Genomic DNA, 26,511 nt, shown 5'->3' with positions numbered 1-26,511 from the left:
GTGGATGATTTCGCTTTCGAACAGGCGGAGCCCTCAGGGCCGAACGGGCGGAGCCCCGGGGTGCATGATGGGTGTGAACACCCATCCTACGGTTTATGAATACCGGTCGATCAAAAGAACTGAGGGCAGCGCCGACCCGAGGGGTGGCGCAAACGCGCCGCCCCATGGGGGCGGGTCGGCGCGGCCCGGCGGTGCCGCCGGGCGAACCACACCAATTTTGCCCAACATTAAGAGAAGAAAGGGATCAACCTAGCATTATCGCTTTCAGTTTTCGGAAAACTTCATTTCAACACGAGGAGCAGGGTGCTTCTGAAAAAATCGTTCAACCAAGTCCTCACCACCCCAAAACAAACCAACTGCAAAAACGACTTGGTGCCCATCAACATCAAGCCATAGGTAGCTTCCTGTATGCGAAACAATTTCTTTGTTCGCAGAACTGAGTACAACTACCGCAATCAGAGCGAACACAAGATTTGTAGGGAAGTGTATCCGACCTTCGTCGAAGTTGAAATTCCAACCAACATACGACCCCTTTTGTTGTTCAGAGAATACAAACTTGTCCGATATCTCGTGGCCATGCTGAGAAGCGTTGCGATAACAGTGGTAGACTATGTCAGCCACGTCTGGTCGAACTAAGATCTTGTCATCATCCGTTTCGATATGAAGATTTGGAAACTTGGTAGTCTCCATATTCAAGCCAGTCAGACTAAAACGCTCCAGTAGAGAATATTTGGATCTCAAAAAGTCTTTATACTGCTTGCCTGAAATTTTGTTTTTTCCGATATCTTTTCTGGCCGTGGCTTCTATGGCTGGGCAAATAACGTCCAATGCTTGGTCCCAACGCTTCTTTGAGCAGGCATTTAGCGCGGACTCAACGCGCTCTTCAATCTTCATCCATTAATTCCTTGTGCAAAAACAAATCCTTCTCACCACCTTCCATGCTGCGTTAGCGATCAGGTGATTTCAAGAAATTCGTGTAGATCGGCGATGCGCCTTGGGGTCGCGACCGCTGTTTTCCACAAGTGTGGGCACGCAGTTGGCTGCGCCAACCGCTTTCGCCCACCCGCCGTAAAAATGGCCAGCTTTTAGCTGTCCATTTTTAAGGCGCTAATAAACGCCTCCTGCGGGATATCGACCTTCCCGAACTGGCGCATCTTCTTCTTACCCGCCTTCTGCTTGTCCAGCAGTTTGCGTTTCCGCGTGGCGTCGCCTCCGTAGCATTTGGCGGTCACGTCCTTGCGCAGGGCCGAGAGGGTCTCGCGGGCGATGACCTTGCCTCCGATGGCGGCCTGGATCGGGATTTTGAACATATGGCGCGGGATCAGGTCCTTGAGTTTTTCGCACATCGCGCGGCCCCGCATCTCGGCCCGGTCGCGGTGAACCATGGTTGACAGGGCGTCAACGGGTTCGTCATTCACCAGCACCGACATCTTGACCAGATTATCCTCGGTATAACCGGTCATCTGGTAGTCAAAGCTGGCGTAACCTTTTGTTACCGATTTCAGTCGATCATAGAAATCGAACACAACTTCGTTGAGGGGAAGGTCGTACACAACCATCGCGCGGGAGCCCGCATAGGTCAGGTCAAGCTGGATGCCGCGGCGGTCCTGGCAGAGTTTCAGCACGTCGCCGAGGTATTCGTCGGGCACCAGAATGGTCGCCTTGATGCGCGGCTCCTCGATATGATCGACCTTCGACGGATCGGGCATGTCGGCGGGGTTGTGCAGCTCGATCATCTCGCCGTCTTTCATGTAGACGTGATAGATCACCGAGGGCGCGGTGGTGATGAGCTCGATATCGTATTCGCGTTCGATGCGGTCGCGGATGACCTCTAGGTGCAGAAGGCCAAGGAAGCCGCAGCGGAAGCCAAAGCCAAGTGCGGCGGAGGTTTCCATTTCAAAGCTGAAGCTGGCGTCGTTCAGGGCCAGTTTGTCGATCGCATCGCGCAGGTCTTCGAATTCGGAACTGTCGACGGGGAAGAGGCCACAGAACACCACCGGCTGCGCGGGTTTGAAACCGTCCAGCGCGTCTTCCGTGCCGTTGCGGTCGTTGGTGATGGTATCCCCGACGCGGGTGTCGCGGACCTGTTTGATCGAGGCGGTGAGAAAGCCGATTTCACCGGGGCCGAGGCTGTCCACCATCTCCATCTCAGGGCGGAAGACGCCGACGCGGTCGACATGGTGCAGGGTGTTGTTCGACATGAACTTGACCCGCATCCCCTTTTTCAGCGTGCCGTCCATGATGCGAACCAGAACGATGACGCCGAGATAGGCGTCATACCACGAATCCACCAGCATCGCTTTGAGCGGCGCGTCGAGATTGCCCTGCGGAGCGGGCAGTTGCTGCACGATGGCTTCCAGAGTTTCGTGGATGCCCTGCCCCGTCTTGGCGGAGACCTGAATGGCGTCGGTCGCGTCGATGCCGATCACATCCTCGATCTGTTCGGCCACGCGGTCACAGTCGGACGCAGGCAGGTCGATCTTGTTCAGCACCGGCACGATCTCATGATCGGCGTCGATGGCCTGATAGACATTCGCCAGCGTCTGCGCCTCGACCCCTTGGGTCGAGTCCACGACCAGCAGAGAGCCCTCGACCGCGCGCATGGACCGGCTGACCTCATAGGCAAAGTCCACGTGGCCGGGGGTGTCGATCAGGTTCAGCACATAAGCCTCGCCATTGTCGGCGGTATAGTCGATGCGAACCGTGTTGGCCTTGATGGTAATGCCACGTTCACGCTCGATATCCATGCTGTCGAGCAGCTGTTCCTTCATGTCGCGATCCTTGACCGTTCCGGTCTCTTGGATGAGCCGGTCAGCAAGGGTGGATTTGCCATGGTCGATATGCGCGACGATGGAGAAATTGCGGATATGAGCGAGGTCTGTCATGGGTTGGGGATATGTAGAGGAATCGTGGGTTGGTCAAGGTGAGTTCGTTCGGCGTGGCAGCTATCTTTCCGTCAATGTCACTTGATCGAACCGGCGCTGCCTTAGGTGTTCTTCTTCGATCCAGAATGTCAGTATCGCGCACGCATGTTCGAAGTCGATATCCGGATCATCTTCCAACGTCAGAAGCGGGATCCTGCCTCGAGCCGCTTTAATGTCAGAGCCGCCGAACATGAAACTAACTTTTGGATTAGGGGCTGGACGGCGACAGGCGGGATCGGCTGCAAATCCATCTATCAGCGACTGTTTTAGACCCTTGTAAATATCGACTGTTCTATCCAACAAGGCCTGTTCGGCATTTTGGTTGAACTCGCCACGATTGATACCTTCAAACACACGAAATGAAATATTCCAGCGCCGGTACCTTTTGGTTGGGCGGTCAGCATACCAATGCGACACTGATGAAGTTTCGTCGACTTCAGGCATCTCAGGTGTTGAGCGAAGGGGAACGCCACTCACGTCTTCCGCGACATAGATCACCTTTGATCCGCCGCGATCCAACCAGCCAAGCGGGGCATAGATCGTGTCATAGAAGAAAAACAGAGTTCCAGATTCAGGCAATCCCAGTTCAGCCGCTTCCGGTGGCAACTCAGCAAGATTGATCTGGGCAAGAAAGTGCATCGGAGCGAGAGAAACCCCGTTTTCTTCGAAATAGGGCCAGTCTATTTCCGGCGGCAAGTTAGGTTCACCACCAAGCCAACATCCCGGTGCCCCCGCCATCTCTCTGTTGGGCGATTTAACCAGCAAGATACCCGTTCTCTTTGCATCATCTAAAACTGCCTTGAGTTCGGATTCTGAAAGTTCACGGGTCCATTCGGCGTACAAAGCCTCTTTGTCTGCTTTCTGCATCAAGGTTATTTCCGCCTCTAAACAACTATGTTGTCAAATTTCTCCGAGTTCGTATCGCCGCACAAAACGCGACATTCCCAACCCGTGCAATCACTTTTTCAAACCACCCAATTGATCCCGAATCCACTTTGATTCATACTCCCGCGCAGACCGAGAGGGGCAGAAGACCCGTCCGGGCAGGCAAAAACGAGGCTCGAGTATGAAACAGTTCCTCCTAATCGCATGTTGTGCGGCGTCGCTGACGGCGGTTGCTCCGGTTGCAGAAGCGGCCAAGATCAAGCAGGCGTGTTTGGCATCAGATCGTGAGGCGGCGACGCGGGCGCGGTGTTCTTGCATTCAGCGCGTGGCGGATCAGGCGTTGACGCGCAGCGATCAGAAGACCGTCTCGAAGTGGTTCGAAGACCCCCATCAGGCGCAGCAGTTGAAGATGTCGCAGACCGCGCGCGATGATGCGCTGTGGGATCGGTATCAGAACTTTGGCCAGATGGTGCAGGCGATCTGCAGCTAGCCTCAGGCAAATCCTTGACCTGATGCCCGCTGCGCCTCAGAAATGGCGCAGCGAAAGGTGTATCTGATGGTGATGAAAGGGCTGACCCTGCGGGGCCTTGAGGTGTTCGAGGCGCTGGCACGGACCGGATCGGTGGCGCAGGCGGCCGAGATCACGGGGCTCAGCCAGCCCTCGGTTTCGCAGCAGTTGCGCAATCTGGAAAAGGCTTTAGGCACCGATCTGGTGGATCACGGACGGCGGCCGATGCGGTTGACGCAGGCCGGGCGCAGTTTTCTGGCGCGCACGCAGGCGGTTTTAGGTGAGTTGCAAGTGGCCCAAAGCGAGCTGGCGGTGATGGATCTGGGGCACCTGACCACGCTGTCCATCGGGTTGATCGACGATTTCGACAACGACCTGACGCCGCGCCTGGCGACCTTGCTGGCGGACAGTCTGACACGGTCAAAATTCAAGCTGACCACGCTGCCCAGTCTCGAGATTTTCGAGGCGCTGGTGGAACAACGGCTGCATCTGGCGGTCTCGGCCCATTCGGGCGAGGTGCTGGAGGGGGTGGTCGAATACCCTCTGGTTCAGGATCCGTTCATTCTGGTCGCGCCCAAGGGGGCCAAGCAGCCGACCCAGCACCTGCCCTTTCTGCGCTACGCCCGCGAGCAGTTGATCAGCCGCCAGATCGAAGGGCATCTGGCCCGTCAGCAGATGGAGTTCGAGGAACGGTTCGAGATCGGCTCGCATCTTGCGCTGATGGCGATGGTGGCGAGGGGCTTGGGCTGGGCGATCACCACGCCGCTGGGGTACATGCGCGCGGCCCGGTTCCACGACGGGATCGAGGTGCACCCCTCGCCCTTTGGTGAATTCTCACGGATGATCTCGCTGTTCACCCGCACCGACTGGTCCGATCAGGTGCCGCAGGAGGTGGCGGACATGATCCGGCGGCTGATGCAGAGCCAGATCGTTGATCCGGCGGTGGCGCAGTTGCCGTGGCTGGGCGGGCAGTTGAAGGTGATGGGGTAGTTTGGGGCCGAGGGATCAGCTCGACGGGTATCTCTGACCTTGCTGATTGCTGTGTAGCCCCGCGGTGCGGGACGGGCACCTGCGGGCGGTCTGAAAGCGAGGGGCCAAGCCCTTGTTAATGGTGACATCCACCAGACTTGATCATGCTGACGGATAAACCTTTCTTAACTTGCAATCACAGGGCAATTGATCTCATAAATTGATAACCGGAGATTGTTTCGGCCAAGACAGCGGCCTCGCTAAAGGAGAATATTGTGAAGTTCGACTTACTCGGAACAGGAATTATTGCAGGCCTTGTCGCTTGTACCTCTGTAGCTGCCGCGGACGAATCCAAAAGCTGGCTGTTTATGGAAGTCGCCAATTCTGCGACGCTCGCCGATGGCAAGTTGGTGCTTGAAGGCATTGACGATCAGATCGTTCTGTTCACGGACCGCCCCTATCGCGAGGCGCTAGATGCGCCCCTGCAGGTGGTCATCAAGAACTGGGACAGGGGCGACGACAGTTTTGCGGTGGACCCGCCCAATGCGGCCCTGACCGGGATGAGCGATGGGAAGCAGGTCGGGCTGATCGTCACCCTCAGCAATCCGAAGCTGGAGGGCGGTACCCTGCAGTTTGACTATCAGACCGTGAACGGGGTTGACGCCAGCGCGCTTGAATCGGTGTCGCTTGTGATCGACAATGCTCTGAAGTATCCCATTGAATGCATTATGGATAATCCCGCCTGCAGATGGTAGGGCGGCAACGCCCCAAGGCTGGTGTGGCGACCTGAGCTGTGCCGTTGGGGGCGGACCTCAGGCACAGCAATATGGTCATTTGGGCTGACGAGTGCGGTCGGGCGATGCTCGACCCGCTGCGTCTAGAATTTCGCGCCCAGATGCGCGTCGAGCCCCGCGACCGCCTGTTCAATCAAATCCAGCGCGCCGTCGAAATCTCGGGTGTAGTACGGGTCGGGCACGTGATCCGCGCCGGTATGGGGTGCGAAATCGGTCAGCAGGCGGACGGGGGTGTCGTTGCCCTCGGGGCGCAGGGCCTCGATTGCGGCGATGTTGTCGGCATCCATGCCGATGATCAGGTCGAAACGGGTGAAATCCCGTGCCACGAACTGGCGCGCGCGCAGGTCGCCAAGGTCGATGTCGCGCGCGCGGGCGGCTTGTTGCATGGGCCCGTAGGGCGGTTTTCCGACATGCCAGCCCGCCGTTCCGGCGCTGTCGGTTTGGTGGTGCGGGGCGCGGGTGCGGAAAGCACCCTCGGCCGCGGGTGAGCGGCAGATATTGCCGAGGCAGACGAATAGGATACGGTGTGTCATGGCAAAGGGTCTAACGCGTGAGGCGGGTATGGGAAAGATCGTCATTCTGACCGGGGCCGGGATTTCCGCCGAAAGCGGGCTGGGCACGTTCCGCGACGAAGGTGGCCTGTGGGCGCAGCACCGGATCGAGGATGTGGCCACGCCCGAAGGTTTTGCCCGCGACCCGGCGCTGGTGCATGGGTTTTATAATGCCCGCCGGGTGCAGGCGGCCAAGGCGCAGCCCAACGCGGCGCATCGGGCGCTGGCGCGGTTGCAACGGGACTGGCCCACAGAGGTGATCATCGTCACCCAGAATGTCGACAGCCTGCACGAGGCCGGAGGGGCCGCGCGCGTGATCCATATGCATGGCACGCTGGCGGGGGCTTTGTGTGCGGCCTGCGGGCATCGCTGGACCTCACCGCCCGAGATGGAGGTGGGCGAGCCCTGCCCGGCCTGTAAGCAACCCTCGGCCCGGCCTGACGTGGTGTGGTTTGGCGAGATGCCCTATTTCATGGATGAGATATTCGACCATCTGACAGAGGCCAGCCTGTTTGCCTCGATCGGGACCTCGGGTCAGGTCTATCCGGCGACGGGGTTCGTGCACGAGGCGCGGGCCGTGGGCGCGCGGACGGTCGAGCTGAACCTTGAACCCTCGGCCGGGGCGTCGATGTTTGACGAGGCCCTGCTGGGGCCTGCATCCGAGGTGGTGCCGCGCTGGGTGGACGGGCTGCTGGCGCAGGGTGACACGCGATAGGGGCAGACAGCAGCGCAGTTTCCCGTCTATGGTGCTGAAAACACGAAACGAGTGAGTGATATGACTGATCTACCGCCCCAAGACGGGGAAATCCTTGATGATGCCAGCATCAACGCCCGCGATACGCTCAGCGACAATCTGGCCAGCCTGTGGTGGACCTTCTTGCTGCGCGGGATACTGGCCGGTCTGATCGGGATCGCGGCGCTGTTCTGGCCGACCGGCAGCATCGCGGTTCTGCTGCGGCTGGTGGGGGTGCTCCTGATCCTCGATGGCGCGCTGACATGGCTGGGCTTCGGACGGCGGGGGTTGATCGGAGGCGTGGGCATCGGCACGGCGCTGATCGGGCTGGTGCTGCTGATCTGGCCGCAGGGGGTGGCGTGGCTGGCATTTACGCTGATGGGGGCGATGGCGCTGTTTGTGGCCATTGGATCGTTCATGGCGCTGCCGCAGATGCACCCGCAGGACCCCGAGCGCGCGACGGTGCGCAATTCGGGCATCGTGGCGCTGATCATCGGGCTGGTGCTGATCTTCTGGCCCGGCAGCGGCATGGTGGCGCTGGGTTGGGCGATTGCGTTCTTTGCGCTGACCTCGGCGGTGGTGATGTTCTTTCTGGCAGCGCGGTTCAAAAAGGCCGGCGACCGGTTGGGTATGAAAACCGTCAACCGCTAAGGCAACAGGCCGGGCATTGCCCGGCCTGACGCATGGATGACGGCTGCAAAGCAGCCCGAAGACAGGCGTCAGTTCGAATGCCCGTGGCCGCCCTGACGCTCAAGATCGACGGGGATCTCGACCAAAACCTCTCCGGCGTTTTCAAAAATCAGCGTCACCGGCACGGTCGCGCCCTGTTCGAACGGCGCTTTGAGGCCCATGAACATGACATGATCGCCGCCACGTTGCAGCATGTGGGTTTCTCCTGCGGGGATGGCAAAGCCTTCCTCGACATGCACCATCTTAGCAACGCCGTTTTCGTCGACCTTGTGGGTGTGCAACTCGACCCGGGCGGAAACATCCGAGGTCACGCCGATCAGGCGGTCATCGGTGTCGCCCTGGTTTTCGATCATCATGAAGGCCGCACCCGCCTTGGCGGCCTTGCCGCCCGAGCGGGCATAGGCGTCACCGATCACGATGGTGTCGGCAGCCAGCGCGCCCGAGGCGAGCGCAATGGTGGTCAGGGTGGCAAGCAGGGTGGATTTGAGGGTCATAGTAACCTCTCCTTTGTAACAGTCTGATTTTCCTTGGGATGGGTGTTACAAAGGCACGGGCGGCGCGCGGGCCGGTTGGCGGGGCTGCGGGGCCGCGATCAGGTTATCGGCGCGCAACAGCGGCGCAGGCAGGGCCCGGGACGGGGCCGCAGGCAGCGCCGCCGGGGCCGGATCGACCGCCCCCAACAGGCTGAGCGCATAGTCCGGGCAATAATGCGGCGCGCGCGTCGGCTGGCCGTCTTCGTCCATGTAGACGACGACCGGCCCGGTGCCGGTACACAGCACCATCTGCCCCACCGCGCGGTCAACCCCGCGCGACGCGGCCAGCCCCTGCCCGGTGAGGATCACCAGCAGCGATAGGGCATAAGGCAGATATGTGCGGAAAAAGCCCGACATCTCAGCCCGCACTTAACTCCGTCCCCCGGTATGCTTCAAGCGGAAAGGCGGGGCTGAGACAGTATGACAGGCTCAGGGTTTGGGGGGCCGCTGCGTCTGGGTGTTCATCCCGGTGTGCAGGCGGTTTACCCGGCGCTGCATCCGGGTGCAGCGGGCGACGACCGTGGCAATACTGGTCGGTAACAGGAAAAGAAAATTGGCAACTTTGAAAGGCATTATGAACCCTCCACAATGATGATAAGCGTGAAGATAGCTCGTATTCAGCGCCGCGTATGTGAACAACATCACCAATCCGGGCGTTTTATGGTCGATTTGGGAACAATCGACGCGAGGATGCGCAACGAAAAAGCCCCGCACCGGAAGGTGCAGGGCCGTAATCTCGGGTGAGAAAAGGGTTTAGGCCGAGGCTTGTGCCTTGGCGATTTCCTTTTTCACTTTCAGGGCGTTTGCCGACAGCTCATCGTCCTTGGCTTTGGCCAGGAACGCGTCCAGACCACCACGGTGGTCGACCGAGCGCAGGGCAGCCGCCGAGATGCGCAGCTTGACGCCACGACCCAGAGTCTCGGACTGCAGGGTCACATCGTTCAGGTTGGGCAGAAAACGGCGACGAGTTCTGTTTTTGGCGTGGCTGACATTGTTGCCAGTCATCGGGCCTTTTCCGGTCAGTTCGCAACGGCGCGACATGGTTTCTTCCTTTGTTTCTGGAGGCCGGGTCCAGGACCCACGGCCAAATCACAAGAGGCGCAACCCGAAGTCGCGCCCGAAAACTGGTTGGATGCGTGTAGTGGGAATCGCCCGAAGGGTCAAGACGGGTGCGGCGAAATCTTTGCGCGCCCGTCGAATTCCTTTGTGGCGCAGGGCGCGGGGGTCTGCAACAGGGGTTTGTTGTTCTTCAAATGGCGCGAGATCAGCTGCGCCTGAAGCCGCCCGCGCGGGATCGGGCGGGCCGGGTCGGCGGCGTGATCCATATCCATCAGCTCGGGGAAAATCGCGAAAATCTCTTGCCGCGCCGCCGGGCTGAGCGATTTCAGCGCCTCGGGGCCCGTGAACAGGCTTTCGGTGGGGGCGTCTTCGGCAAAGATCACCTGATGGCGGTCGAACAGCAGGTGGAAATACTCGACGCTATCGACGGTGTCGTCGACATAGATCCCCGGCAGCGCGGTCAGTTTGATGGCGGGGATCAGCACTTCGGCGGCCCCGAACATGCGCTGGGCGATCTTGGACTGCACCAGCATCCGGTGCTGGCGCGAGACCAGAAGATCGCGCTGTGGCAGGCCCCGGCCCAGCGCGCCTGCCAGAATGCGTACCGGCCAGAGCCGGGGGTTGGCCTGCAACGTGGCGCAGTCGAACCGCCGTCGACCGATCCATCGAATCGGCTGAGGCCCCTGCCCCAGCGTGGAAATCAGGTCTCCGGCCTGCAGGGACTGAACCGGGGCAGGCCCCTGTCCGGTGGCAATCAGCGTGTCGCGGGTGAAACAGGGGATGCCTGCGCCGCCATCGAACGAGCGATAGCTGACCGTCGACCCCGAGGGCAGCGTAAACGAACCGGTCGACAGAGAATAGCTGACGCCCTCCTCGACCGTGAAGGTGCCGAAATTGTTGTCGGTGACGACCGTCCCCACCGGCAGGTTCAGGGTATCGGTGCCCGCCCCGCCGCGCAGGTCACCGCTGACCGTGGTGCTTTGAAAATTCAGCGTGTCGTTGCCGCCGCCCAGTCGAATACTGTCTACGTCGGACCCGCGCACCGTCACGGTGTCGCTGCCGCTGCCACCGGCGATCAGGCCGCCGACGGTGCTGCTGGTGATGACAATATCGTCGTTATCCTGATTGCCGCGGATGCTGCCGGTGACGGTGCTGCCGGTGACGGTGATCGTGTCATCGCCCGCCTGTCCGCTGATATTGTCGATCGGAGACCCTTGCGGCGTCCCGTTCAGGGTGCCGGAGTCATTTGTGACTTCAATATCGTCATCGCCATTCGTGCCGTTGATATTGGGCATATGCGGCGGCTCCTGAACACTCGGTCAGCGGGTGTAATGCCCTATCGTATCACGATTTTCGCCACCGGTCAGCCCGGGATACAATCGGAGGGTTAACCGTTGCCAGGCCGGTACACCTAGGCCTGTTCCGGCATCAGCGCGCGCAGCATCTGATCGGCGGCAGCCGAGGGGCTGAGCCGTCCGGTGGTGACCTCACTTCCCAAACGCTCCATCTCGGCGCGGGCCTGCGGGGCCGAAAGGCGCGCCAGCAGGGCCTGCCGGACCTCTTGCTCGAACCAGTATTGCGCCTGTTGCGCCCGGTTGGCATCCCAGTGCCCGGCCTTGCGCCGCGCGGCGCTGAGCGCCTGCATCTCGTCCCAAGCCTGTTCCAGCCCGTGTTCTTCGACCGCCGAGACGGTCATGGCCTTGGGGAACCCTTCGGGGTCCTGCGGGCGTTTGCGCAGCAGGCGCAGCGCCCCGGCATAATCGGCGCAGGTGCGGGTGGCGGTGGCTTTGAGGTCGCCATCGGCTTTGTTGATGAGGATCATATCCGCCATCTCCATGATGCCGCGCTTGACGCCCTGCAACTCATCGCCGCCCGCCGGGGCCAGCAGCAGCAGGAACAGGTCGGACATCTCGGCCACAACGGTTTCCGATTGGCCGACGCCAACGGTTTCGATCAGCACGACGTCAAAGCCCGCCGCCTCGCACAAAGCGATGGCCTCGCGGGTGCGGCGGGCGACGCCGCCGAGGTGACTCTGACTGGGAGAGGGGCGGATGAAGGCGTTTTTCTCGCGGCTCAGGCGTTCCATCCGGGTCTTGTCGCCCAGAATGGACCCGCCGGAACGGGCCGAACTGGGATCGACGGCCAGAACCGCGACGCGCAGCCCCCGCCCCGTCAGCATCATGCCGAAGGCTTCGATAAAGGTGGATTTGCCGACGCCCGGCGTGCCCGACAGCCCGATGCGCAGCGCCTGCCGCTTGGCCCCGGCCAGTTGGTCCAGCAAGGCGGCGGCCTGCGCCCGGTGATCGGCGCGGCCGCTTTCGACCAGCGTGATCGCGCGGGCCAGCGCCCGGCGGTCTTGGTTCAGGATACGGTCGGCAAGTTCGGTGCTGGTCATGCGGCCCCCGGGGGTGAAATCAGCCCTAGATGAAGGCTGATGCCGGGATTTGTCCAGCCCCAAACCTGCAGCGCGGTCTGGCGCTGGACCTTGGCCGGGGCTTTGGCGATAAGGCAGTATGACCCGCCTGCCCATTGACGATGCCATCCCTGAATTGCTGGACGCCCTGCGCGCCCAAGGCCGCGCGGTGCTGCAGGCACCTCCGGGCGCGGGGAAAACCACGCGGGTGCCGCTGGAGATGTTGCAGGCGGGGCTGTGCGACGGGCGTATCGTGATGCTGGAGCCGCGGCGGCTGGCCGCGCGCGCCGCGGCCGAGCGGATGGCCGAGACCTTGGGTGAGCCCGTGGGCCAGACCGTCGGCTACCGTGTTCGGGGCGAGGCGAAAGTGTCGAAGGCGACCCGGATCGAGGTGGTGACCGAGGGCATCCTGACCCGGATGCTGCAATCGGACCCCGACCTGCCGGGCGTTGGTGCGGTGATTTTCGATGAATTCCACGAACGCTCGCTGAATGCCGATCTGGGGTTGGCGCTGTGCCTTGAGGTGACCGGCGCGCTGCGCGATGACCTGATCCTGCTGGCGATGTCGGCGACGCTGGATGCCGAGCCCGTTGGGCGGCTGATGGATGCGCCTTTGGTGACCTCCGAGGGGCGGAGTTATCCGGTCGAAACCCGCTGGCTGGACCGGCCCTTGGGGGCGCAGGCCCGGCGGCTGGATGCGCTGGTCGATCTGGTCGTGCGGGCCGCGCGCGAGACGACGGGCGGGATGCTGGTCTTCCTGCCCGGCGAGGGTGAGATACGCCGCGCCGAGGCGGCTTTGGCCAGCCGTTTGCCCGGCACATGCACGGTGCGACCCCTGTTCGGCGCCCTGCCCTTTGCTGCCCAACGCGCGGCGATTGCGCCGGTTGAGGCCGGGCGCAAGGTGGTGCTGGCGACGTCGATTGCCGAAACCTCGCTGACCATTCCCGATATCCGGGTTGTGGTGGATATGGGTCAGGCGCGGCGGGCGCGGTTCGATCCGGGCTCGGGCATGTCGCGGCTGGTCACCGAACGGGTGACGCGGGCCGAGGCGACCCAGCGCGCGGGCCGTGCGGGGCGGGTGGCGGAGGGTGTGTGCTATCGGCTTTGGTCCAAGGGCGAAGAGGGTGCATTGGCCGCCTACCCGCCCGCCGAGATTGAAGCGGCGGACCTGACCGGGCTGGCGTTAGAGCTGGCGCTGTGGGGCGCGGAGCCCGGTGATCTGGCGTTCCTGACGCCGCCGCCCGAGGGCACGATGGCCGAGGCGCGGACCTTGCTGGGGATGTTGGGCGCGCTGGATGGCAAGGGGCGGATCACCGACCATGGCCGGGCGCTGGCGGCGCTGCCGCTGCATCCACGGCTGGGGCATATGCTGGTACGCGCGGGGCCGGATGCCGCGCCATTGGCCGCGCTGATGGCAGAGCGTGATCCGCTGCGGGGCGCTCCGGTCGACCTGTCCCTGCGGTTGGAGGCGTTGCGCGATGTGCGGGCGTTTCAGCGCAACCGGGTCTGGCAGGTGAACATGGGCGCGCTGGACCGGATCAGGGCCGAGGCGAAGCGGTTGCGCTCGAAAGGCGCGGCAACCGATCTGAGCCCGGCGGCGATGGCTGCGCTGGCCTATCCCGACCGGATCGGACAGCGGCGCAAGGGCGATGTGCCGCGCTATGTGCTGTCGGGCGGCAAGGGCGTGGTGCTGGAAGGCGGCGATACGCTGGCCGCCGCGCCCTATCTGGTGGTCACGGATACGGATGGGAATCCGCGCGAGGCGCGGGTGCGGATGGCAGCGCAGATCTCCGAGGGCGAAATTCGCGATCTGTTCGGGGATCAGATCGCATGGGTCGACAGCTGCGACTGGTCCAAGCGCGAGCGCCGCGTGGTGGCGCGGCGGCAAGAGAGGTTTGGGGCGATCACGCTGGATGACCGCATCTGGAAGGACGTGCCCGAGGACAGGATCGCGCGGGCGATGCTGGACGGCGTGCGCGATCTGGGGGTGCGGCTGTCCGGGGCCTCAGCGCGGTTGGCGGCGCGGGTGGAACTGGTGCGCGCGGGCGGGACCGATTTGCCCGATTTCTCGGATCAGGGGTTGATGGACGCGCTTGAGGACTGGCTGCTGCCGATGCTGAGCGGGGTGCGCAATGCGGATGAGTGGAAGCGGTTCGACCTGATGCCCGCCCTGCGCGCGCGGCTGGACTGGGCGCAGACGCAGGAACTGGACCAGCGCGCGCCGGGGTCGTTTGTGACACCTCTGGGCCGCAAGGTGCCGATCGAGTATGGCGGGGCGGTGCCCGAAATCTCGGTGCGGTTGCAGGAGATGTTCGGGGTGACGCAGCATCCGGTTATCGGGCGCGAGGCGCTGAAGGTCACGCTGTTGTCCCCCGCACAGCGGCCTATTCAGATCACGCGCGATCTGCCCGGGTTCTGGGCGGGCTCTTATGCGGATGTGCGCAAGGATATGCGCGCTCAGTACCCCAAACATCCCTGGCCCGAGGACCCGACACAGGCCGACCCGACCCTGCGGGCGAAGCGGCGCAAGGGCTGAGATACCACGTCAGGTCGGGGAATTCTCCACGAATTTTTAGGAAATATGAGGCATCAAATGCCAAATCTGAGGGCGAAACCACCGAAATACGGTCAAATATGACCATTTCCGAACCGAAACGTTGCGCAATCGGTCATAAATGACTAATTAAGGTTTATAACAAAGAATAATGACGTCCGAGCAGGCAACAGATGACCAAATGGCTACGTAATATCTGGGAAGAGGTCGCCAGACCGATGATCCTGCGTCCGCGCCGGGTGCAGGTGGCGGCGCTGTGTACCCGTGCCTCGGACAGCGGGCCGGACGTTCTGCTGATCACCAGCCGCGATACCGGGCGCTGGATTATCCCCAAGGGCTGGCCGATTGATGGGCTGGACGGGGCCGAAACCGCGCGGCAGGAAGCCTGGGAAGAGGCCGGTGTGCGGGCCGCCGATGGGACTGCTGAGCCGATCGGGGCGTTTTCCTACCACAAGGTCCTCAAGGACGGCTCGGCGCAGCAGGTCGTCACCAGCGTCTATCATATCGAGGTTGCCGAACTGGCCGATGATTATCCCGAGGCCGATCAGCGCAAACGGTGCTGGGTTTCGCCCAGCGTTGCCGCAGACCGGGTGCAGGAGCCCGAGTTGCAGGATTTGCTGCGGCAATTGTAACAATTATGTAAAACTTTTATGACACAGGTTGCCGCCCCTTCCGGAAAGGAGTAGCGGCGGGCGTCAAATCATACAGGCCCTGCAAAACCGATGTCTGATCCGACCCCCAAGTCCCGCTGGCACGCGCTGGACAGCGACCTTCACCGGCTGTCGCGCGTCGAACATGCCAGCACCCATGTGGCCCGCCCGTTGCAGGCCCCGGGCATTGCGCTGGCGTTTATCGTGCTGGCCGGACTGGTCGCCGCGGCGCTGTTCGGGCGCGCCGAGGGTGGGCTGATCGTGGCCGCCGCGGCGGCGTTCGGGGCCTACATGGCGATCAATATCGGTGCCAATGACGTGGCCAACAACATGGGGCCGGCGGTGGGCGCCAATGCGCTGACCATGGGGGGCGCGATCCTGATCGCCGCCATTGCCGAAAGCGCCGGCGCGCTGTTGGCGGGGGGCGATGTGGTCTCGACCATTTCCAAGGGGATCATCGACCCGGCCTCGGTCCAGAACAGCAATGTGTTCATCTGGGCCATGATGGCGGCGCTGATTTCCTCGGCCATGTGGGTCAATCTGGCGACCTGGGTCGGCGCGCCCGTCTCGACCACGCATTCGGTCGTGGGCGGCGTGATGGGGGCCGGTATCTCGGCCGCGGGACTGGGCGCGGTCAGCTGGGGCACGATGGGGGCGATCGCGGCCAGCTGGGTGATCTCTCCGGTTCTGGGCGGGGTGATTGCGGCACTGTTTCTGGCGCTGATCAAGTCGAAGATTCAGTATCAGGACGACAAGATCGCCGCTGCGCGCAAATGGGTGCCCGTTCTTGTGGCCGTGATGGCCGGGGCGTTTGCAACCTATCTGGCGGTCAAGGGGTTGAAGCGGATCGTCAAGGTCGATCTGCAGATGGCGCTGCTGATCGGGCTGGCCTTTGGTGGGCTGGTCTGGGCGGTGACGGTGCCGTGGGTGCGGCGCAAATCCGAAGGGTTGGAGAACCGCACCCGGTCGCTGAAGACGCTGTTCGGGCTGCCGCTGGTGATTTCGGCCACGTTTCTGAGTTTTGCGCACGGGGCCAATGATGTGGCCAATGCGGTGGGGCCGCTGGCGGCGATTGTTCATGCCGCTGAATTTGGGGACTTTGCCTCGAAAGTGTCGATCCCGTCATGGGTCATGGTGATCGGGGCGTTTGGGATTTCCTTTGGCCTGTTCCTGTTTGGCCCCAAGCTGATCCGGATGGTGGGCAGCCAGATCACCAAGCTAAACCCGATGCGCGCCTTCTGCGTGGCGCTGTCGGCGGCGATCACGGTGATCGTGGCCAGTTGGCTGGGGCTGCCCGTAAGCTCGACCCATATTGCGGTGGGAGCGGTGTTTGGCGTGGGCTTTTACCGCGAATGGCACGCGGACCGGCGGTGGAAGCTGTCGAACCGCCAGCGCCCCGCCGAGCTGCGGCTGGCGCGCGAGGAGCATCGGCGGCGCAAGCTGGTCCGCCGGTCGCATTTCATGACCATCGTGGCGGCTTGGGTGATTACGGTGCCGGCTGCGGCGGTGATGTCGGCGGTGATCTTCCGGGTGCTGACGGTGTTCGGCTGAGGGATTTTGCGAGGCTCTGCCTCGCGCTCCGGGATATTTATGGCCAGATGAAGCAGGGGATCAGGGGATAATCTGGTCCGGTTGCAGGGGCGTGGTCGGGGCCTTGTGGATCAGGCTGGATACCTTTTCGTTGATGGGGGTCGGGATGTTGTGGGTGCGGCCCAGGCGGATGATCTGCCCCTGCAGGCTGTCGATTTCGGTGGGGCGGCCTGCCATCAGGTCATAGGCCATTGAGGTGCGCGCGCTGGGGTCGATGGTGAGCATCTTTGCGGCGATCCGGGTGAACAGTGGCGTAGGCAGGCGCAGGATATGCGGCGTCACCCAGGCCGGTAGCGGCGTCGTGGAGGCGACGGGTTTGTGGGCTGCTTTGAGGACGGCCAGCGCCTCGGCCATCTGGTCGGCCATCAGGCGGCGCCAGTTGCGGTCGCGCAGTTGCGCCTGCAGCGTCAGGCCCGACAGCGCGTTCAGTGCGTTGTTGAGATTGAGGACCAGTTTACCCCATTGCACCGCCTCGATCCGGTCGCTTTCCGAGATCGGCAGGTCGGGGGTGCTTAGGTGGGTCGCCAGCGCCTTGGGGCCTGTTTCGATGATGATCTCGCCCGAGGTAGCGCGGTGATAGCTGGCCTCGGCCCTCGGGACGACGTTGAACGGCACCATGCCGGCGCGGATATCGCGCCCGGGCAGCGTGGTGCGCAGGGTTTGGGCGTTGTCCATGCCGTTTTGCCAGGACAGAACCGGGGTTTTGTCGCTTGCTTGGGCAGCGATCAGGGCGGCCATGTCGGCCGTTGCGCCCGATTTGACGGTGACGATGATCAGGTCGGAGTTCTGCAGGCAGGACGGGTCTTCGGTCAGGGTCAGGAGATCGGCGGGAATGGTGCGGGCCCTGCCGGTGAAATCCGTCGCTGTCAGCCCCTGCGCGCGAATGGGATCCAGCACGCGGGCTCGGCCCAGCAGGGTCACCTCGTGGCCCGCTGCGGCCAGATGTGCGCCGCAAAAGCAGCCGATGCTGCCTGCGCCCGCTATGGTGATCTTCATGATGAACCCTCCGTCCCGCGAAGGATCACCGGGATCCGGTGCTAGGGCCAGCGTGACGTCAGGTCAGACGCGGGCGCGGCGGGGCTTTGTGCGTTCCAGTTCCTCTGAGATCGGCGTGAACTCGTGATCGTCGCCGGGAGGTAAGTGGAAGGCTCCGTTCGCCCAGTCGGCGGATTTCCATTCGCGGGTGGCGGTTTCGATCTTTTCTTTTGAAGAGGAGACGAAATTCCACCAGATATAGCGGTCCTCGTTCAGGGTTGCGCCGCCCAGCAGCATCAGGCGGGCGCCTTGGGGCCCGGCCTTGACCGACAGACGGTCGCCGGGGCGGAACACCATCATGCGGCCCACGTCAAAGCTGTCGCCTGCGATTTCGACCGCGCCTTGGGTGACATAGACGCCACGATCTTCGTGATCGTCGGGCAGCGGGAAAGACGCGCCGGGGGCGAGTTGGACGTCGAGATAGAAGGTCTCGGACAGCATCGTCACGGGGCTGGTTTCGCCATAGGCCGAGCCCAGGATCAGGCGGGCGCTGACGCCGTGGTCGGTGATATGGGGCAACGCGGCCTGTTTGTGGTGTTCGAAATCGGGGGCCATATCCTCATGCGCTTCGGGCAGTGCGATCCAGGTCTGGATGCCGAAGAGGCTGTGGTTTTGGCTGCGGGTTTCGGCGCTGGTGCGCTCGGAATGGGTGACGCCGCGACCGGCGACCATCCAGTTGACCTCGCCCGGGTAGATCATCTGATGGGTGCCGAGGCTGTCGCGATGCTCGAATTCGCCCTGATACAGATAGGTGACGGTGCCCAGCCCGATATGGGGGTGCGGGCGGACGTCGATGCCCTGTTGGGTGAGGAATTCGGCAGGGCCCATCTGGTCGAAGAAGATGAACGGGCCGACTAGCTGGCGTTTGACCGATGGCAGGGCGCGGCGGACCTCGAACCCGCCCAGATCGCGGGCGCGGGGGATGATCAGGGCGTCGAGTGCCGGGTTTTTGGAGGTATCTTCGGGGCTGTGGGTGGGGTTCCAGCTCATGCCTGCTCTCCGGGTTGGGTGTGGTTTAGGGTGCGCTCGTGCAGAATATAGCGCCGCGATTTCAAAATCTATTTGCACAATCGCACAGAAACGGTGCGTCTTGCACGTTATGATATCTCATAACGACTCTCATTGGGGGCCTCTGATCGTTCAAATCTGCCGGCGCGGGCTCGGAATGGGGGGCAATCATGCTATCTTTGACAGGCATGAAGGCCCGGTATCGGTCCGGGGCGTCACCTGAGGAACAAAGCTTGCCATGACCGGTCATTCAACCTCTCGCCGTTCACTGATTGCCGCCGGGGGTGCGGTGCTTATCACCGGGGCATCCGGCCTTGTTGTGCCCGCGCGGGCCAAGGGCGTGGCCCCGACGCCGACAATGCGGGGCGGGGCCAACAACTATCGCCCCGGCGCACCGATTGTTGAGCGGATCGGTGGCGGCGGGTTCTGGATGACCGGTACCGTGCGGCGCGCGGGTGACGGAGCCCCCCTGCCCGGTCAGCGCATCCAGATCTGGGCGCATACGACCGAAGGGCATGAGCGCGATCAGCGCAGCCATGGGGCGACGCTGACCGACGCCAATGGGGAATTCCGGCTGGAGATGCCGCAAATCGTGCCCGCCTTTGGACAGGCGCATGGGCATCTGGCCTATGACAGCGGCGATTTCGAGACGGTGTTCCTGCGGCCCGTGATGGCCAGTTCACGGGACAAGACGCTGGCCGCGCATTTCGTGTTGCAGCCTGTCTGAGCCTTGGTGCTGCGCAATGGTCTGATCTGGACTGCGCTGGTCGTGGCCGTCTTGGTGCCGTTTTTCGCGGCGGCGTTCAGTCCATTGTTGGCGTGGCGGCAGCCGGTTTACATCGTGGCCGGGTTTGCCGGGATCATTGCGATGTGCTTGCTGCTGATGCAGCCGTTGCTGGCCGGGCGTTGGTTGCCGCTGTCTGCGATGGCCAGTCGTCGCTGGCACCGGGTTTGCGGGCTGATGCTGATCGCGGCAATTGTAGTGCATGTGGTCGGGCTGTGGCTGACCAGCCCGCCGGATGTTGTGGATGCGTTGCTGTTTGTCTCCCCTACACCGTTTTCCGTCTGGGGTGTGACGGCCATGTGGGCGGCGTTTGCCGCCGTGTTGCTGGGGATATATCGGCAGCGGCTGGGCGCGCGGTTTCGCATCTGGCGGCTGGGGCATGTGGGGCTGGCGCTTGTCACCATATCGGGCAGCGTCGTGCACGCGCTGCTGATTGAGGGCACGATGGAGATCATGACCAAGGTGGTGCTATGCATATTGGTTGTGTTGGCGAGCGCCGCAACAGTGATCAAACTTCGCATCTGGCAGATCGGGCGGCGCAGGTGATTGTGGCTGCGCCACCGGGGCTGGCTATACTCTGGCCAGCCGTTTGGCATAAGAGGCTGGGTTCATCTGAACATCCTGCACCGTGATGCTGCCGACCTGCGGCAGGGCGTTGGCCAGAACATCAAGAACAAGGGCGTTGAGCGCCGTGCGCGTCGCCTCGTCACGCCCCTGCATCAGCAGAAGCGTGGCGTGGACAAAGCTTTGGGGCTCGGACCCGATGCGGTAATACGCGACCGGGGTGGCGCGGATTTTGATCGTATCGGCGTCGAATTCCGGATGATCCGCCAAGACCTCGAACAGCCGGTCGCAGATGGCCTGAACATCATGGGCCTGTTCAATGCCTTGCGAAAACTCCAATGTCACATGGGGCATGGTGTGGTCCGCTCAGACACCCAAACACCAACGCATCACCGCCTTTTGCGCGTGCAGGCGGTTTTCGGCCTCGTCAAAAATGACCGAGTTGGGGCCGTCCATGACTTCGGATGTGGCCTCCTCCTCGCGATGCGCGGGCAGGCAATGCATGAACAAAGCGTCCGGTTTGGCGTGCGACATGAGCTCGGCGTTGACCTGATAGGGGCGCAGCATGTTGTGGCGGCGTTCCTTGGCGGATTGGGAATCGTGCATCGAGACCCATGTATCCGCGACCACCAGATCGGCCCCTTCGACTGCTTTGAACGGGTCGCGTTCGATGGCGATGGTCGAACCCTTTTGGCGGGCGAAGCCGATGAATTCATCCTCGGGGTCGAACTGGGCGGGGCCGGTGAAAGTCAGGTCGAACCCGAACTGGCCAGCGGCGTGAAGGAATGAGGCGCAGACATTGTTGCCGTCGCCGGTCCAGACCACCTTTTTGCCTGCGATGGGGCCGCGGTGTTCTTCGAACGTCTGGATATCAGCCATGATCTGGCAGGGATGGGTGCGGTCGGTCAGGCCGTTGATGACGGGCACGTCCGAGTATTCGGCCATCTCGGTCAGGATGGTCTCATCGAAGGTGCGGATCATGATCATGTCGACATAGCGCGACAGGACACGGGCCGTGTCCGCGATGGTTTCACCATGGCCCAGTTGCATGTCCTTGCCGGACAGAACCATGGTCTCGCCGCCCATTTGCCGAACGCCGACATCAAAGGAAACGCGGGTGCGGGTGGAGGGTTTTTCGAAGATCAGCGCCACCATGCGGCCTGCCAGCGGTTGTTCGTCGTCCGGGGCAGCTTTAGGGTGGCCAAGGCGCGCCTGCTTCATCGCGGCGGCCTGGTCGATCATGGACCGCAGGGCGGTGGCGTCGGTTTTGTGGATATCAAGGAAGTGGTTCATATCGTTTCGCTTTTGGTTAAGGTCGCGTGGGGGCCAGCCCCCACACCCCCGAAGTATTTTTGAACAGAAGAAGGGTCAGGCGGTTTCGAGATTGGCCTCGATCTGCTTTGCAGCTTTGTCGAGGCGGATCAGGGCCTGGGCGATGTCATCCTCGGTCAGGGTGAGCGGGGGCAGCAGGCGGATGACGTTGTCGGCGGCGGGGACCGTGATGACCTGATTATCGTAGCCTGCGTTGACCACGTCGATATTGGTGGGCTTGCATTTGAGGCCCAGCATCAGGCCGGTGCCGCGCACCTCTTCGAAGACATCCGGGTGGTCGGCGATCAGGCCTTCGAGTTTCTGACGCAGGAGGCCCGCCTTACGGTTGACGCCTTCGAGGAAAGCCGGCGTTGCGACCTGATCGATCACCGCGCAGCCTACCGCGCAACCCAGCGGGTTGCCGCCATAGGTCGAGCCGTGGGTGCCTGCGGTCATGCCAGAGGCGGCCTCTTCGGTGGCCAGCACCGCGCCGAGCGGGAAGCCGCCGCCGATGCCTTTGGCGACCATCATGATGTCGGGTGTGATGCCGGCCCATTCATGGGCAAACAGCTTGCCGGTGCGACCGACGCCGCATTGCACCTCATCAAGGATCAGAAGCAGGCCGTGTTCATCGCAGATCTGGCGCAGGGCTTTGAGTTCGGCGTCAGGGACGGGGCGGATGCCGCCCTCGCCCTGCACCGGTTCGATCAGGATGGCCGCCGTCTGGTCGGTGATGGCGTTGGTGACGCCGTCGAGGTCGCCGAATGTCAGATGCACGAAGCCCGGTAGCAGCGGGCCGAAACCTTTGGTCATCTTCTCGGACCCGGCGGCGGCGATGCCTGCGGAGGAGCGGCCATGGAAGGAGCCGTCGAAGGTGATGATTTCGACCCGCTCGGGTTGGCCTTTGTCATAGAAATACTTGCGGGCCATTTTTACGGCCAGTTCGCAGGACTCGGTGCCGGAATTGGTGAAGAACACCGTGTCGGCAAAGGTGTGCTCGACCAGCTTGTCAGCCAGCGCCTGCTGCTGCGGGATGTGGTAGAGGTTCGAGACATGCCACAGCGCGTGGGCCTGTTCCGTCAGCGCCGCGACCAGTGCCGGGTGCGCGTGGCCCAGCGCGTTCACAGCAATCCCTGCGCCGAGGTCAAGGAAACGTCGGCCATCCGCCTCGATCAGCCAGGCGCCTTCGCCCTTCACGAAGGTCAGGGGCGCGCGGTTATAGGTCGGCAGAACGGACGGGATCATCGGATCATCCTTTTTACGTAGCTTGAGCCCAAGTGAGTGATACACCGGGGCCGGGTTCGTCAACTGATTTGGCAGGGAATGCGCCGTTTTGCCGGGCGCAAAGGGATCAAACGGGGCCGGTTACGCGGTCAGGCGTCGGCGTCGAAGGATATGTTGGCGTTTGATCATGCGGGCCGTATAGCGGGCCGAGCGCCGTCTGGGAAGCCGGAAAATCGGCTTGCGGGAAATTTCAGGGGCCGGGTGCATTTCCCGCTTGCCATTTGTCGCGCCCTGCCCCACCGCTGGGCCATGTTCGTTGCCAAGGCCCACAACCCGCCGCTTGCGGCACTGCTGATCGTTGCCGCCAGCGCCTTTATCGCGGGCACGACGCTGTTGGCCAAGGCGCTGGGGACCGACACGCTGGGACCGGCGCTGCATCCGATGCAGATCAGCCACGGGCGGTTTCTGTTTGCCTTTCTGGTCATCCTCGGCGCGGTCGGCGTCCTGCGTCCGCGCCTCAGCCGTCCGCATTGGGGCCTGCATGTGGGGCGGACAAGCTTTGGCTGGATGGGGATCACGCTGATGTTCGCCTCGGTCGCCTTTATCCCGATGACGGATGCCACGGCGATATCCTTCCTGAACCCGGTCTTTGCGATGATGCTGGCGATCCCGCTGCTGAAAGAGGGCGTCGGCCCGTGGCGCTGGCTGGCCGCCGGTGTGGCCCTGGCGGGGGCGCTGGTGCTGTTGCGGCCCACGCCCGACAGCTTTCAGCCCGCCGCTCTGCTGGCGCTGGCCGCCGCGATGTCGATCGGGATGGAGCTGATTTTCATCAAGAAGCTCTCGGGCCGGGAAATGCCGATCCAAATCCTGCTGGTCAACAACGCGATGGGTCTGACCATCGCCTCGGTCGCGGTGAGTTTCGTGTTTCAGTGGCCGACGCCCGCACAATGGGCCGCGCTGGCGGGGATCGGCGTACTGATGGCCTGTGCGCAGGCCTGTTTCGTCAACGGCATGGCGCGGGCGGATGCGTCCTTTGTGGCGCCCATCAGCTATGCGGCGCTGATCTTTGCGGCATTCTATGATTTCGCGGTCTTCAGCGTGGTTCCCGATGGGATCAGCCTGATCGGATCAGCCATCATCCTGACCGGCGGGCTGATCCTTGTCTGGCGCGAGGCGCTTGCCAAGCGGGCCTGATCGCCGTTTCAGCGACCCGCGACCCGGATATTGCGGAGCGTGGTTTGGCGCGGCTGCAACCACTCGGCGATGTGGGCCGGATGTACCGGCGCAACCGGGTTGACGATGAATGCGCCAAGCCTTGCATCGGGGTGGCTGTCCGACAGGTCGCCCAGCGCCACCTCGCGGCGTTCGTCCCGCATCACTTCGACGATCTTGAGCACCTGCGCCACAGCGATCGAGCCATCGGGTTTCACCCGCACCCAGAACGTGTAATCGGGCCCATATTCGGCCTCGGCAGCGCGGATATAGGCGGCCTCGATCTCATCCACCGCCTGCTGGCGGGGGATGCCGTGGGTGTCGGCCAGAAACCCGGCCAGCGACAGCAGGGTCCGGTCACTGTCGAGCACGAAAGGCCCCGGCGTCTCAAGAAGAAGGTCCTGCGTCATAGGCCAAGATCCACCACGGGTTTGTCATTTCGGATCAGGCGTTGGCACAGCCTGTCGATATGTTTGCCCCCCGAATGCAGCGGGCGCGCCGGGGTCGCGACCCCCTGCCCTTCGAACAGGTCGGGGAACAGGAATTTCAACTCTTCCACCGCCTCGGGGCTGAGCATCTTCAGCGCCTCGGGCCCTACATAGAGCGACTCGGTATAGGCCTGATCGGCCATGACGACCGAGTGCTGTTCGAGCGCGAAATGGAAGTATTCGACCGCGTCCCAGCTTTCGATCACCTCGACCCCCGGCAAGCTGGTGAGTTTCTTGGCCGGGACCAGCGCCTCGATATCCCCCAGAACCCGCTGCGCCACTTTCGAGCGCACCAGCAACCGGTGCTGGGGCGAGACCACAAGATCGGCCCCCGGCATCCCGTCGCCCAGCGCGCCCTTGCGGATCAGAACCGGCCGCATCCGGGGATTGAGCATCAGGTCAAGCGGCCCCAGTTTCCGGGACCCGATCCATTTCAGCGGCTGCGGCACACCCTCGATGGTCGAGACCAGATCGCCCACTTTCAAATCCTCGACCGGAACCTCGCCCTTGGGGGTCTGAATGCCGGTCCCGGCGGCAAAGCAGACCATCAGCGAGACATTGTCGAGAATCGTGCCAAGGCTGTTATTGAGCCCCTGTTCGGTAAACCGCAGCGTATAATCGCCAGCATCGCCAAAGGCGAATTCGAATTCAAACGTCTCGAAGCTGCCAGCGGTTGTGGGTGTCACGATCTGAGTGAAGATAACGGTGCCGCTGTCGTCCAGAACCTCGACCAGAACCGGATCTGCCGCGCCGCCGCTTGTGACCCGCGCGCCGATATCAAAGCTGAGCGTTGCGCCCTGATTGTCGCGGGGCACGGTAAAGCTTTGCTCGACAACGCTGATTTCATCGTCCGTGCCGTCAAGCTCGACAGCAAGGTTGGTGCGGTCCCCGCCCGGGAAATACAGCTGTTCCTGGCCCACTTCGATCTCGGTGCCGGTCCAGCTGCCGTAGGAGTCGAATATCTGAAACCCACCCCGAACCCCGGGAGACTGGAAATCGCCACCGACGATAAGTTCCTGCATTGGCACTGTTCAACCTTCACTCGTTAGGCATGTGACACTGACACCATAGGGGACATTGCACACCAAATTCCTAACCCGCGCCTGCTGTCGGGCCAACAAAAAACACTGAGTCGCGTCTATTACGCCTTGAGCCGGTAGCCCGTGCGCAACATCTGCCATGTCAGCGCGCCCACCAGCAGCGTCGCACCTGCGCAGATCACCATGCCCAGCCAGGGCGAGCTGTCCGAGACACCGATCATGCCATAGCGCAGCCCGTCGATCAGATAGAAGACCGGGTTCACATGGCTCAGCCGGTTCAGCACCGGCGGCAGAGCTTGCACCGAATAGAAGGTGCCCGACAGGAACGCCAAAGGCGTGACGATGAAGTTGGTAATCGCTGCCATCTGGTCGAACTTGTTGGCAAATATCCCGGCAAAGAGGCCCAGTGCGCCCATGAACGCGCCGCCCAATACCACGAAGATCAATGCGATCAGCGGGTTCTGCGGCACGATGCCCAGCACCAGCGCCAGCGCGACTGCCACGACCAGAGCGATCAGAACGCCGCGGGCGATGCCGCCTGCCAGATAGCCCAGCAGAATCTCCAGCGGTGACAGCGGCGGCATCAGCGTGTCGACGATGTTGCCCTGCACCTTGGAAATCACCATCGAGGACGAGGTGTTGGCAAAGGCGTTCTGGATCACCGTCATCATCATGATGCCCGGCGCAAGGAAGGTCAGGAACGGCACGCCCATCACGTCTGACCGGCTGGGTCCGATGGCGATGTTGAAGATCAGCAGGAACAGGCCCGCCGTGACCAGCGGCGCCAGCAGGGTTTGCGTCCAGACCGCCAGAAAGCGCAGGGTTTCGCGCTGCGCCAGCGTGTAAAGGCCCATCCAGTTGACCGCCCCGAAACGGCGCGCATCGTGATCGGTGAGATTCTGCATGATCTGCCTCATAGCTGATTCGAAGTCGCTTGTAACTCGGGGCACAGTGATTAGAATAGGGGGCTGAGACGAATTCCCAAGGCGGCC

General features: G+C 62.5%; 29 protein-coding genes. 11 read left to right on the top strand and 18 right to left on the bottom strand.

From position 1 onward, the window contains the following. Nucleotides 1-264 precede the first annotated feature (264 nt). The 3 genes from ACR1XV_RS01525 to ACR1XV_RS01515 form a co-directional block, all read right to left on the bottom strand. Nucleotides 265-894 (bottom strand): hypothetical protein, encoded by a 630-nt coding sequence (locus ACR1XV_RS01525; protein WP_480528509.1) that lies wholly within the window; start codon nucleotides 892-894, stop codon nucleotides 265-267. Nucleotides 895-1,085: 191 nt separating this feature from the next. Continuing rightward, the gene (gene lepA / locus ACR1XV_RS01520) at nucleotides 1,086-2,885 is read right to left on the bottom strand and encodes a translation elongation factor 4 (RefSeq protein ID WP_170782809.1); all 1,800 of its coding nucleotides are present in this window, start codon (nucleotides 2,883-2,885) and stop codon (nucleotides 1,086-1,088) included. Between the two features lie 60 nt (nucleotides 2,886-2,945). After that, nucleotides 2,946-3,791 (bottom strand): DUF1963 domain-containing protein, encoded by an 846-nt coding sequence (locus tag ACR1XV_RS01515; RefSeq protein ID WP_480528508.1) that lies wholly within the window; start codon nucleotides 3,789-3,791, stop codon nucleotides 2,946-2,948. Nucleotides 3,792-3,990: 199 nt separating this feature from the next. Between ACR1XV_RS01515 and ACR1XV_RS01510 the strand changes: the two genes are divergently transcribed. The 3 genes from ACR1XV_RS01510 to ACR1XV_RS01500 all read left to right on the top strand — a co-directional run bounded on the left by ACR1XV_RS01510 (nucleotide 3,991) and on the right by ACR1XV_RS01500 (nucleotide 6,041). Continuing rightward, nucleotides 3,991-4,299: a hypothetical protein gene (locus ACR1XV_RS01510; RefSeq protein WP_480528507.1), complete on the top strand. Its 309-nt coding sequence runs from the start codon at nucleotides 3,991-3,993 to the stop codon at nucleotides 4,297-4,299. Nucleotides 4,300-4,365: 66 nt separating this feature from the next. After that, entirely contained in the window at nucleotides 4,366-5,307 is a 942-nt protein-coding gene (locus tag ACR1XV_RS01505; RefSeq protein ID WP_480529278.1) for a LysR family transcriptional regulator, read from the top strand. A 254-nt stretch (nucleotides 5,308-5,561) separates the two neighbouring features. Then, nucleotides 5,562-6,041 (top strand): hypothetical protein, encoded by a 480-nt coding sequence (locus ACR1XV_RS01500; RefSeq protein ID WP_480528506.1) that lies wholly within the window; start codon nucleotides 5,562-5,564, stop codon nucleotides 6,039-6,041. 122 nt (nucleotides 6,042-6,163) lie between these two features. Here ACR1XV_RS01500 and ACR1XV_RS01495 read toward each other — a convergent pair whose 3' ends face one another. After that, complete coding sequence (locus ACR1XV_RS01495; protein WP_480528505.1) at nucleotides 6,164-6,613, bottom strand: low molecular weight protein-tyrosine-phosphatase; 450 nt, start codon at nucleotides 6,611-6,613, stop codon at nucleotides 6,164-6,166. A 28-nt stretch (nucleotides 6,614-6,641) separates the two neighbouring features. On the opposite strand from ACR1XV_RS01495, the gene ACR1XV_RS01490 reads away from it, so the two are divergent. Together ACR1XV_RS01490 and ACR1XV_RS01485 are read left to right on the top strand one after the other, a co-directional pair. Beyond that, nucleotides 6,642-7,346: an NAD-dependent deacylase gene (locus tag ACR1XV_RS01490; RefSeq protein ID WP_480529277.1), complete on the top strand. Its 705-nt coding sequence runs from the start codon at nucleotides 6,642-6,644 to the stop codon at nucleotides 7,344-7,346. 60 nt (nucleotides 7,347-7,406) lie between these two features. Next, on the top strand, nucleotides 7,407-8,015 hold the full coding sequence (locus tag ACR1XV_RS01485) for an HdeD family acid-resistance protein (RefSeq protein WP_480528504.1): 609 nt from the start codon (nucleotides 7,407-7,409) through the stop codon (nucleotides 8,013-8,015). Nucleotides 8,016-8,083: 68 nt separating this feature from the next. On the opposite strand, the gene ACR1XV_RS01480 is transcribed toward ACR1XV_RS01485, so the two are convergent. The 6 genes from ACR1XV_RS01480 to meaB all read right to left on the bottom strand — a co-directional run bounded on the left by ACR1XV_RS01480 (nucleotide 8,084) and on the right by meaB (nucleotide 12,041). Further along, nucleotides 8,084-8,548 carry a copper chaperone PCu(A)C gene (locus tag ACR1XV_RS01480; RefSeq protein ID WP_480528503.1) on the bottom strand — a complete coding sequence of 155 codons (465 nt, stop codon included), beginning with the start codon at nucleotides 8,546-8,548 and terminating at the stop codon, nucleotides 8,084-8,086. A gap of 45 nt (nucleotides 8,549-8,593) precedes the next feature. Continuing rightward, a complete protein-coding gene (locus ACR1XV_RS01475) occupies nucleotides 8,594-8,956 on the bottom strand; it encodes a hypothetical protein (protein ID WP_480528502.1) in 363 nt (120 codons plus the stop codon). Nucleotides 8,957-9,016: 60 nt separating this feature from the next. Next, complete coding sequence (locus ACR1XV_RS01470) at nucleotides 9,017-9,160, bottom strand: hypothetical protein (RefSeq protein ID WP_480528501.1); 144 nt, start codon at nucleotides 9,158-9,160, stop codon at nucleotides 9,017-9,019. A gap of 180 nt (nucleotides 9,161-9,340) precedes the next feature. Beyond that, a complete protein-coding gene (gene rpmB, locus ACR1XV_RS01465) occupies nucleotides 9,341-9,628 on the bottom strand; it encodes a 50S ribosomal protein L28 (protein WP_008756960.1) in 288 nt (95 codons plus the stop codon). A gap of 119 nt (nucleotides 9,629-9,747) precedes the next feature. After that, a complete protein-coding gene (locus ACR1XV_RS01460; RefSeq protein ID WP_480528500.1) occupies nucleotides 9,748-10,941 on the bottom strand; it encodes a Hint domain-containing protein in 1,194 nt (397 codons plus the stop codon). Nucleotides 10,942-11,057: 116 nt separating this feature from the next. Then, nucleotides 11,058-12,041 carry a methylmalonyl Co-A mutase-associated GTPase MeaB gene (gene meaB / locus ACR1XV_RS01455; RefSeq protein WP_480528499.1) on the bottom strand — a complete coding sequence of 328 codons (984 nt, stop codon included), beginning with the start codon at nucleotides 12,039-12,041 and terminating at the stop codon, nucleotides 11,058-11,060. Nucleotides 12,042-12,159: 118 nt separating this feature from the next. On the opposite strand from meaB, the gene hrpB reads away from it, so the two are divergent. The 3 genes from hrpB (at nucleotide 12,160) to ACR1XV_RS01440 (ending at nucleotide 16,814) form a co-directional block, all read left to right on the top strand. Then, nucleotides 12,160-14,595 carry an ATP-dependent helicase HrpB gene (gene hrpB, locus ACR1XV_RS01450; RefSeq protein WP_480528498.1) on the top strand — a complete coding sequence of 812 codons (2,436 nt, stop codon included), beginning with the start codon at nucleotides 12,160-12,162 and terminating at the stop codon, nucleotides 14,593-14,595. Between the two features lie 191 nt (nucleotides 14,596-14,786). Next, the gene (locus tag ACR1XV_RS01445) at nucleotides 14,787-15,245 is read left to right on the top strand and encodes an NUDIX hydrolase (RefSeq protein WP_480528497.1); all 459 of its coding nucleotides are present in this window, start codon (nucleotides 14,787-14,789) and stop codon (nucleotides 15,243-15,245) included. Nucleotides 15,246-15,335: 90 nt separating this feature from the next. Beyond that, nucleotides 15,336-16,814 (top strand): inorganic phosphate transporter, encoded by a 1,479-nt coding sequence (locus ACR1XV_RS01440; RefSeq protein ID WP_480528496.1) that lies wholly within the window; start codon nucleotides 15,336-15,338, stop codon nucleotides 16,812-16,814. A gap of 60 nt (nucleotides 16,815-16,874) precedes the next feature. Here ACR1XV_RS01440 and ACR1XV_RS01435 read toward each other — a convergent pair whose 3' ends face one another. Next, entirely contained in the window at nucleotides 16,875-17,849 is a 975-nt protein-coding gene (locus ACR1XV_RS01435; protein ID WP_480528495.1) for a 2-dehydropantoate 2-reductase, read from the bottom strand. A gap of 63 nt (nucleotides 17,850-17,912) precedes the next feature. Further along, the gene (locus ACR1XV_RS01430; protein ID WP_480528494.1) at nucleotides 17,913-18,878 is read right to left on the bottom strand and encodes a pirin family protein; all 966 of its coding nucleotides are present in this window, start codon (nucleotides 18,876-18,878) and stop codon (nucleotides 17,913-17,915) included. A gap of 256 nt (nucleotides 18,879-19,134) precedes the next feature. Between ACR1XV_RS01430 and ACR1XV_RS01425 the strand changes: the two genes are divergently transcribed. After that, a complete protein-coding gene (locus ACR1XV_RS01425) occupies nucleotides 19,135-19,623 on the top strand; it encodes a peptidase associated/transthyretin-like domain-containing protein (RefSeq protein WP_480528493.1) in 489 nt (162 codons plus the stop codon). A gap of 9 nt (nucleotides 19,624-19,632) precedes the next feature. After that, nucleotides 19,633-20,226: a ferric reductase-like transmembrane domain-containing protein gene (locus ACR1XV_RS01420; RefSeq protein WP_480529276.1), complete on the top strand. Its 594-nt coding sequence runs from the start codon at nucleotides 19,633-19,635 to the stop codon at nucleotides 20,224-20,226. A 24-nt stretch (nucleotides 20,227-20,250) separates the two neighbouring features. Here the strand turns inward: ACR1XV_RS01420 and ACR1XV_RS01415 are convergent, their stop codons facing one another. The 3 genes from ACR1XV_RS01415 to ACR1XV_RS01405 all read right to left on the bottom strand — a co-directional run bounded on the left by ACR1XV_RS01415 (nucleotide 20,251) and on the right by ACR1XV_RS01405 (nucleotide 22,800). Further along, the gene (locus tag ACR1XV_RS01415; protein ID WP_480528492.1) at nucleotides 20,251-20,598 is read right to left on the bottom strand and encodes a 5-carboxymethyl-2-hydroxymuconate Delta-isomerase; all 348 of its coding nucleotides are present in this window, start codon (nucleotides 20,596-20,598) and stop codon (nucleotides 20,251-20,253) included. A gap of 12 nt (nucleotides 20,599-20,610) precedes the next feature. Then, nucleotides 20,611-21,537, bottom strand: a complete 927-nt coding sequence (gene argF, locus ACR1XV_RS01410) for an ornithine carbamoyltransferase (protein WP_480528491.1) — start codon at nucleotides 21,535-21,537, stop codon at nucleotides 20,611-20,613. 75 nt (nucleotides 21,538-21,612) lie between these two features. Further along, nucleotides 21,613-22,800: an acetylornithine transaminase gene (locus tag ACR1XV_RS01405; protein WP_480528490.1), complete on the bottom strand. Its 1,188-nt coding sequence runs from the start codon at nucleotides 22,798-22,800 to the stop codon at nucleotides 21,613-21,615. Between the two features lie 288 nt (nucleotides 22,801-23,088). Here ACR1XV_RS01405 and ACR1XV_RS01400 point away from each other — a divergent pair, with 288 nt between their 5' ends. Continuing rightward, nucleotides 23,089-23,973, top strand: coding sequence for a DMT family transporter (locus ACR1XV_RS01400; protein ID WP_480529275.1), 885 nt, complete (start codon nucleotides 23,089-23,091; stop codon nucleotides 23,971-23,973). 8 nt (nucleotides 23,974-23,981) lie between these two features. On the opposite strand, the gene ACR1XV_RS01395 is transcribed toward ACR1XV_RS01400, so the two are convergent. The 3 genes from ACR1XV_RS01395 to ACR1XV_RS01385 all read right to left on the bottom strand — a co-directional run bounded on the left by ACR1XV_RS01395 (nucleotide 23,982) and on the right by ACR1XV_RS01385 (nucleotide 26,424). Continuing rightward, nucleotides 23,982-24,401 (bottom strand): NusA N-terminal domain-containing protein, encoded by a 420-nt coding sequence (locus ACR1XV_RS01395; protein ID WP_480528489.1) that lies wholly within the window; start codon nucleotides 24,399-24,401, stop codon nucleotides 23,982-23,984. Then, nucleotides 24,398-25,501 carry a Hint domain-containing protein gene (locus ACR1XV_RS01390; protein ID WP_480528488.1) on the bottom strand — a complete coding sequence of 368 codons (1,104 nt, stop codon included), beginning with the start codon at nucleotides 25,499-25,501 and terminating at the stop codon, nucleotides 24,398-24,400. The genes ACR1XV_RS01395 and ACR1XV_RS01390 overlap by 4 nt, the downstream gene beginning before the upstream one ends. 119 nt (nucleotides 25,502-25,620) lie before the next feature. After that, nucleotides 25,621-26,424 carry an ABC transporter permease gene (locus ACR1XV_RS01385; protein ID WP_480528487.1) on the bottom strand — a complete coding sequence of 268 codons (804 nt, stop codon included), beginning with the start codon at nucleotides 26,422-26,424 and terminating at the stop codon, nucleotides 25,621-25,623. Nucleotides 26,425-26,511 lie beyond the last annotated feature (87 nt).

It is taken from the genome of Ruegeria sp. AD2(2025), assembly GCF_056542385.1.
This window is presented reverse-complemented; position numbering and strand designations above follow the sequence as displayed.

What these genes read in the sequence shown, in the direction of transcription:
- ACR1XV_RS01525 (WP_480528509.1), bottom strand. Translation starts at nt 894, where the DNA reads ATGAAGATTGAAGAGCGCGTTGAGTCCGCGCTAAATGCCTGCTCAAAG.
- lepA (WP_170782809.1), bottom strand. Translation starts at nt 2,885, where the DNA reads ATGACAGACCTCGCTCATATCCGCAATTTCTCCATCGTCGCGCATATC.
- ACR1XV_RS01515 (WP_480528508.1), bottom strand. Translation starts at nt 3,791, where the DNA reads ATGCAGAAAGCAGACAAAGAGGCTTTGTACGCCGAATGGACCCGTGAA.
- ACR1XV_RS01510 (WP_480528507.1), top strand. Translation starts at nt 3,991, where the DNA reads ATGAAACAGTTCCTCCTAATCGCATGTTGTGCGGCGTCGCTGACGGCG.
- ACR1XV_RS01505 (WP_480529278.1), top strand. Translation starts at nt 4,366, where the DNA reads ATGGTGATGAAAGGGCTGACCCTGCGGGGCCTTGAGGTGTTCGAGGCG.
- ACR1XV_RS01495 (WP_480528505.1), bottom strand. Translation starts at nt 6,613, where the DNA reads ATGACACACCGTATCCTATTCGTCTGCCTCGGCAATATCTGCCGCTCA.
- ACR1XV_RS01490 (WP_480529277.1), top strand. Translation starts at nt 6,642, where the DNA reads ATGGGAAAGATCGTCATTCTGACCGGGGCCGGGATTTCCGCCGAAAGC.
- ACR1XV_RS01485 (WP_480528504.1), top strand. Translation starts at nt 7,407, where the DNA reads ATGACTGATCTACCGCCCCAAGACGGGGAAATCCTTGATGATGCCAGC.
- ACR1XV_RS01480 (WP_480528503.1), bottom strand. Translation starts at nt 8,548, where the DNA reads ATGACCCTCAAATCCACCCTGCTTGCCACCCTGACCACCATTGCGCTC.
- ACR1XV_RS01470 (WP_480528501.1), bottom strand. Translation starts at nt 9,160, where the DNA reads ATGCCTTTCAAAGTTGCCAATTTTCTTTTCCTGTTACCGACCAGTATT.
- rpmB (WP_008756960.1), bottom strand. Translation starts at nt 9,628, where the DNA reads ATGTCGCGCCGTTGCGAACTGACCGGAAAAGGCCCGATGACTGGCAAC.
- ACR1XV_RS01460 (WP_480528500.1), bottom strand. Translation starts at nt 10,941, where the DNA reads ATGCCCAATATCAACGGCACGAATGGCGATGACGATATTGAAGTCACA.
- meaB (WP_480528499.1), bottom strand. Translation starts at nt 12,041, where the DNA reads ATGACCAGCACCGAACTTGCCGACCGTATCCTGAACCAAGACCGCCGG.
- hrpB (WP_480528498.1), top strand. Translation starts at nt 12,160, where the DNA reads ATGACCCGCCTGCCCATTGACGATGCCATCCCTGAATTGCTGGACGCC.
- ACR1XV_RS01445 (WP_480528497.1), top strand. Translation starts at nt 14,787, where the DNA reads ATGACCAAATGGCTACGTAATATCTGGGAAGAGGTCGCCAGACCGATG.
- ACR1XV_RS01440 (WP_480528496.1), top strand. Translation starts at nt 15,336, where the DNA reads ATGTCTGATCCGACCCCCAAGTCCCGCTGGCACGCGCTGGACAGCGAC.
- ACR1XV_RS01435 (WP_480528495.1), bottom strand. Translation starts at nt 17,849, where the DNA reads ATGAAGATCACCATAGCGGGCGCAGGCAGCATCGGCTGCTTTTGCGGC.
- ACR1XV_RS01430 (WP_480528494.1), bottom strand. Translation starts at nt 18,878, where the DNA reads ATGAGCTGGAACCCCACCCACAGCCCCGAAGATACCTCCAAAAACCCG.
- ACR1XV_RS01425 (WP_480528493.1), top strand. Translation starts at nt 19,135, where the DNA reads ATGACCGGTCATTCAACCTCTCGCCGTTCACTGATTGCCGCCGGGGGT.
- ACR1XV_RS01415 (WP_480528492.1), bottom strand. Translation starts at nt 20,598, where the DNA reads ATGCCCCATGTGACATTGGAGTTTTCGCAAGGCATTGAACAGGCCCAT.
- argF (WP_480528491.1), bottom strand. Translation starts at nt 21,537, where the DNA reads ATGAACCACTTCCTTGATATCCACAAAACCGACGCCACCGCCCTGCGG.
- ACR1XV_RS01405 (WP_480528490.1), bottom strand. Translation starts at nt 22,800, where the DNA reads ATGATCCCGTCCGTTCTGCCGACCTATAACCGCGCGCCCCTGACCTTC.
- ACR1XV_RS01400 (WP_480529275.1), top strand. Translation starts at nt 23,089, where the DNA reads ATGTTCGTTGCCAAGGCCCACAACCCGCCGCTTGCGGCACTGCTGATC.
- ACR1XV_RS01395 (WP_480528489.1), bottom strand. Translation starts at nt 24,401, where the DNA reads ATGACGCAGGACCTTCTTCTTGAGACGCCGGGGCCTTTCGTGCTCGAC.
- ACR1XV_RS01390 (WP_480528488.1), bottom strand. Translation starts at nt 25,501, where the DNA reads ATGCAGGAACTTATCGTCGGTGGCGATTTCCAGTCTCCCGGGGTTCGG.
- ACR1XV_RS01385 (WP_480528487.1), bottom strand. Translation starts at nt 26,424, where the DNA reads ATGCAGAATCTCACCGATCACGATGCGCGCCGTTTCGGGGCGGTCAAC.